The sequence below is a fragment of the Mycobacterium sp. TH-M106 genome (assembly GCF_057473765.1).
Genome location: NZ_JBYCLE010000505.1, coordinates 1 through 4,715, shown reverse-complemented (window position 1 = coordinate 4,715; position 4,715 = coordinate 1). Strand labels below are relative to the sequence as shown.

Annotated in this window: 5 protein-coding genes and 1 pseudogene; 2 read left to right on the top strand and 4 right to left on the bottom strand. The window is 62.3% G+C overall.

The features are described from left to right. Positions 1-583: 583 nt before the first annotated feature. Entirely contained in the window at positions 584-1,099 is a 516-nt protein-coding gene (locus AC2VOP_RS17775) for a GNAT family N-acetyltransferase (RefSeq protein ID WP_486962187.1), read from the bottom strand. Between the two features lies 1 nt (position 1,100). After that, a complete protein-coding gene (locus AC2VOP_RS17770; RefSeq protein WP_486962186.1) occupies positions 1,101-1,379 on the bottom strand; it encodes a type II toxin-antitoxin system TacA family antitoxin in 279 nt (92 codons plus the stop codon). Between the two features lie 367 nt (positions 1,380-1,746). Here AC2VOP_RS17770 and AC2VOP_RS17765 point away from each other — a divergent pair, with 367 nt between their 5' ends. After that, positions 1,747-1,995, top strand: a complete 249-nt coding sequence (locus tag AC2VOP_RS17765; protein WP_486962185.1) for an AbrB/MazE/SpoVT family DNA-binding domain-containing protein — start codon at positions 1,747-1,749, stop codon at positions 1,993-1,995. Between the two features lie 5 nt (positions 1,996-2,000). After that, entirely contained in the window at positions 2,001-2,408 is a 408-nt protein-coding gene (locus tag AC2VOP_RS17760) for a PIN domain-containing protein (RefSeq protein WP_421530614.1), read from the top strand. Positions 2,409-2,754: 346 nt separating this feature from the next. On the opposite strand, the pseudogene AC2VOP_RS17755 reads toward AC2VOP_RS17760, so the two are convergent. Continuing rightward, positions 2,755-3,517 (bottom strand): annotated as a pseudogene (locus AC2VOP_RS17755) (transposase); the annotation flags it as partial. A 46-nt stretch (positions 3,518-3,563) separates the two neighbouring features. After that, on the bottom strand, positions 3,564-4,262 hold the full coding sequence (locus AC2VOP_RS17750) for a phosphoadenylyl-sulfate reductase (RefSeq protein WP_486962184.1): 699 nt from the start codon (positions 4,260-4,262) through the stop codon (positions 3,564-3,566). Between the last annotated feature and the right edge of the window lie 453 nt (positions 4,263-4,715).

The window sequence follows — 4,715 nt, the reverse complement described above, 5'->3', positions numbered from 1 at the left end:
GGCTCTGAGCTGGGGTGATGGCGTGCTCGGGCCCGTATTATTCGTTGCCTATGGTGCTTGTCTTGGGACCAGGTCGGTCTCATCACGGTGCCGGAGCGCACTTGACCGTCCGATGGCGTGGCGTTGAGGCGCACGATATGCGCGCTGGCACACGTAGCGCACGTAATGCCCTGCGAATCGGAGACCGTTTTCCCTGGCGCCATTGTCCGATGGTCAAGTGCGCCAGGTTCAAAACCAGCCGTAGCTTGTGAGTCCGCGCTGATTACGAGGTGGCGAATGGCTTCTGCGCTGTTCGGGGATCAGGGAAGCCGGGCTTGGTGTATCCGGGGGCGCGTTTGCGCAGCGACGACGCGAGAACGGGGGCGATTCGAGAACCGGAGTTTTGCCTCCGGGGCCGACCGCATATCCACTGGTGCGGTCGGCGCACCTGTTCGGGCTGGCTGTTCTGGATCCGCGGCGCGGGCCTGCTCCTTACTGAGCTCGAGCAGCCGACGCAGGCGCACGTTATCGGCACGGAGCGTCGCCAACTCACCGGGAAACCGCTCCTCCACAACTTACAACCTGCCTGAAGGGAATCGCTGGCTCAGAGTCTCGCGAGCGTGGCGCCGATGTCCTTGGTCAGCAGGTAGAGGTCCAAGTTAGTCGAGTCCTCGGCATCGAACGGTTCAAACCCGAACCGCTGCCACCAACTGAAAGCGGCCGGGTTCGGTGCGGTGACCACGACAGCTCGGCATGCTGCTTTGACGTTCAACTCGGCTGCCGTCGCCAGGATGTGTTTGACCATTTGGGTGCCCAGCCCAAGCCCAGTCACGCCGGTGTCGGTGGCTAGCCGGCCTACTAGGAGCGCGGGAACCTGCAATGGGGCGCCCTTCGCCAATGGCGTGGGACTTGCTGACCGATCCACCGATGTCATCGACAAAGTCGCGTAGCAGACCACCCTGTGATCAACATCAGCGATCACCCAGACCGCTGCGGTGTTGCCGCGTCGGTTCTGGCCGGCGTAGCGGCGCAGCCACTCGTCCAGGGACGAATCGCCCGACGTGAACTCGTCGCGCCGGTGTCTATCCGGGTCGAGTAGGTTCGGCCGGTAGAACTGCACTTCAGTCGAGCCAGGTGAACTTCGCCGGCCGCTTCAAGGTGGCCGCCAGTCGCTCGGTAACCCGCGCCGGATGGTTCAGTGCTTCGGTGAACACGGCCGCCGAGGCGGGGGACAGGCGAATTGTCTGCCGCTCGGCGAGCAAATTGTCGGCGGCCTGGCTGGCGGCCTGCAGCACGAACGCCGTCACGCTCAGGTGCGCCTCGGCGGCGGCCTCCTCCAGCCGCCGCTTGGAGGTTGCGTCGACGCGCAGCTGCAGGCGGTCATCTTTCATCGAAGTCATGTACGTACAATGGCAGTACGCGAACTTCTGGTCAAGCGAGGGGTCGTCGGCACCGGTGCATTACGCTGTGGGATCCCATATTCAGCCGCCGATCGGTTACGCAACAACGTTGCTAGGTGGACAAGCTTTCGTGGCGTGTAGTCCAGCAGACCCGCCGCGAACTGGACAAACAAAGCGCCTGGCAGATGTGCGGCGTCCGGTTGAGACCTCCGCATCGACGCGGTTCTGGGCGCTCGGCTTGACCCCTGCTCAAGGGGTTCAGGCCGGCGACGTTCCGGGCTGATCTATCGAAGCTGCCTTCGCACCTGCGATGTCCAGATCGCATTACCTCGGCGTGTGCGTAATGCAGAACGGTAGAGTAATAGATATGGACATAACCATTACCGTGACCAGGAAGGGGCAGACAACGCTTCCGGTCGCCGTTCGTCGCCGGCTCGGTTTGGCCGATTCGGGTGGAGTGTTGCGCGCGCACCTGAACGAGGACACCGGCGAACTCATCATCACCAAACCGCCGAGTGTCAACGAGTTGAGCGAACGCGTTAGTCGCCATATCAAGCCGGGCACCCGCCCCCTGCTGGATGTCGATGACTTTTACCAGTCCCAGCGCGAGTCGTAGGCGTGATGCCCACATTTGGCGGTTCACTTGACGCCAATGTCGTACTCCGCCTGCTGCTTAACGATGTTCCGGACCAGCACGCGGCGGCAGTCGCACTACTTGAAAGTGCCGATGCGCCATTCGTCGTGTCGGACTTCGCCATCATCGAGGTGGTCTTCGCTTTGTGCCGCCACTATGAATTCAGCCGTGCCGCGGCAGCCGAGGCGATCGAGGGCCTGATGTCGCTGACCCAGATCGATTGCAACCGTGTCATGTTCAAGCTCGCACTGCCGTTTTTCACCGATCATCCGAAGCTGTCGTTCGAGGATTGCTGCCTGGCCACATATGCGGAATTGTCGAACGCCGCACCATTGTGGACCTTCGATAGGAAACTGGCTGGCCAAGCCCAGTCGGCCCGACTGGTGCCGATGTAAAGATATGCACTGTCGAACTCCCATTGCCTTACTGAAGTTAGGGCGCGGCGGCCGGTGCCGCGATGCGCGGGCGTGTGCAATCTGCTCCCCGCCTGCCCTGACGACGTCGCTCAGAACCTGGATGTTGGATAGATGCCGGGTTGGATATCCAGGCTGACTCGTCGTGTCTCGGTACCAGGAACCATGCGTGCAACGATTGCCACTATGTTGCCCCCGCATACCACCGCTTCGACGGGATGCCTCGTGGTGCGCGGCGTCGTGCACGATGACGTCGCAGTTGCCGCTGCCTGTCCAGGCATGGTTTTCGAATTATCAACTACCGCGGTCGAGTTCGAACTTATGGGCGGGTGCGCGCCAGTGTGGGCTGCACGCCCAGACGCAGCACCGTGAGCGTCTCACCGAGACCCTCACGCAGCGATGCCGCGGCACCGGGGTGGGTGCGGTCGAGCTCCTTGGCCAGGGCCAGCAGTGCGGCCTCGGCTTCCAGCGCCGAGTCAGCGTGGTGGGCGGCAGTCATCTTCTTGCCGAAGGTGGACCTAAGTCGTTGCGGCAGAAATTCTGTGACATTCCTGACTTTGTGGATTTGGCAGCGTTGGATCACCGGACGCTCCAACACCTCGACCACCGCATTGCGCAGCACCTTGGACCCGTCGATACCCACCAGCATCGAGCGAGCCACATCCAGGCCGCGCTCCCGTAAGCCCACCAGCAGGTCGGTGACCAAGGTGGCGTTCTCGGCGGAGCCCTCCACCAGCGCCAGCGGATGCTTGTTGCCCCTCGATGTCGATCCCCAACGCGACCACGCAGCAGGACTAGGCGAAATGCACCCCGTCGATGAGCAGCGCCACCACGTCCAGCCCCGAGAGGTTCTTGGCCAGCAGCTCAGCCAGCGCGGTCTCGGTCATCGCCACGAACTTCCTTGACACCGCCGACTTACTTGTCACAGAGGCCGTTTCATCGACTTGCCGGCCGACTGGCTCCAATCCGACCCGGTAGCGGCGCGTCGAGAGCCCGGCCAGCATCTTCTCCATCGCCATGCGGCCCAAGATCTCCGTCGAGCCAAACAGCTCATAAGAGACCACCGGCAGCTCACCGGAGCCGTCGGCGGCACCCGAGCGGCGCTCATCGCGACGAAGCCGGGCAGAACGAGCGCGCTTAAGGCTGGACGTGGATGCCGCACTCGGTCTTGGCGAACCCCGCCCAGCGTCCGCTGCGTTTGTCGGCGCCCGGGGCCGGTTTGGTGGTCATGGGGGCGCAGCCGATGGATGTGTAGCCCTCGTCCATCAAGGGATTGACCAATACGTTCTTTTCGGTGATGTAGTCGGCCAACTCTTGGTCTGACCATGCGGCGATCGGGTTGACCTTCACCAGCTTGAATTTTTCGTCGAAGCTGATCAGCGGCGTGTTGGCGCGGCTCGGCGAATCGGCACGGCGAAGCGCGGTTACCCACGCGGAAAAGTCGGGCAGCGTTCTAGACAGCGGCACCACTTTGCGTAGCCGGCAGCATTCGTCCGGGTCGGTGTAGCACAGGCTGGTGCCCAACGACAGCACCGAGGGTTCCGGGTGCAAGGTCATCAACCGGATGTCGTAGCTGGCTTCGACCGCGTCACGCGTTCCGAGGGTTTCAGGGAACTCGTTGCCGGTGTCGACGTAAAGCACCTGCACGCCGGGGCGAACCTTTGCGGCCAGGTCCACCACCACCGCGTCTTGCATGCTGCAGGCCACCACGTAGTCGTCGGCACCGAAGGTTTCGTCGGTCCAGCGCAGCAGGTCGACGGCGCTGGCTCCGTCGAGGCTCGCCGCGCCGTCTGCGGCGAGCCTACGCAGCTCCGCCTCGGTAAAAGAACGAGCCATCGATATCTCCGATCGTTACGTTTGTTGTTTCCACGGTATCCGGTAGCCGCTGCATGATCTACGGCCGACGGACTTGATCGGGTGTCATGGGCCCGTGACGGCGAGGAGACGAGCGAGACCTCAGACTTCGTCGCGTGCTCGACCTATAACGACCGATACGTTTCGACGGAGAGCCCTTCGCAGGATATCTCGTTGGTTCATCGATCATGAGAGATCGCGCGCAACATCTGCTAGTAGATCTGTCGTTACGCAATACAACTCGCAACGGTCAGTTGTGAATTCTCGCTACGCCATCAACGCACTCGATCGGATGCTGACGCGCTGGAGAAACAGTATGTAGTCAACGTAGCGGCAGGTATGTATATTGGAGGTGTGAAGACGATCACGATCACGATCCCCGAAGAGCTCGACTTGCTGGCTGCCGCGGAAGCCCGGCGTCGCGGCATCTCCAAG

Coding starts and splice junctions, on each gene's coding strand:
- AC2VOP_RS17750 (WP_486962184.1), bottom strand. CDS start 4,262: ATGGCTCGTTCTTTTACCGAGGCGGAGCTGCGTAGGCTCGCCGCAGAC.
- AC2VOP_RS17760 (WP_421530614.1), top strand. CDS start 2,001: ATGCCCACATTTGGCGGTTCACTTGACGCCAATGTCGTACTCCGCCTG.
- AC2VOP_RS17765 (WP_486962185.1), top strand. CDS start 1,747: ATGGACATAACCATTACCGTGACCAGGAAGGGGCAGACAACGCTTCCG.
- AC2VOP_RS17770 (WP_486962186.1), bottom strand. CDS start 1,379: ATGACTTCGATGAAAGATGACCGCCTGCAGCTGCGCGTCGACGCAACC.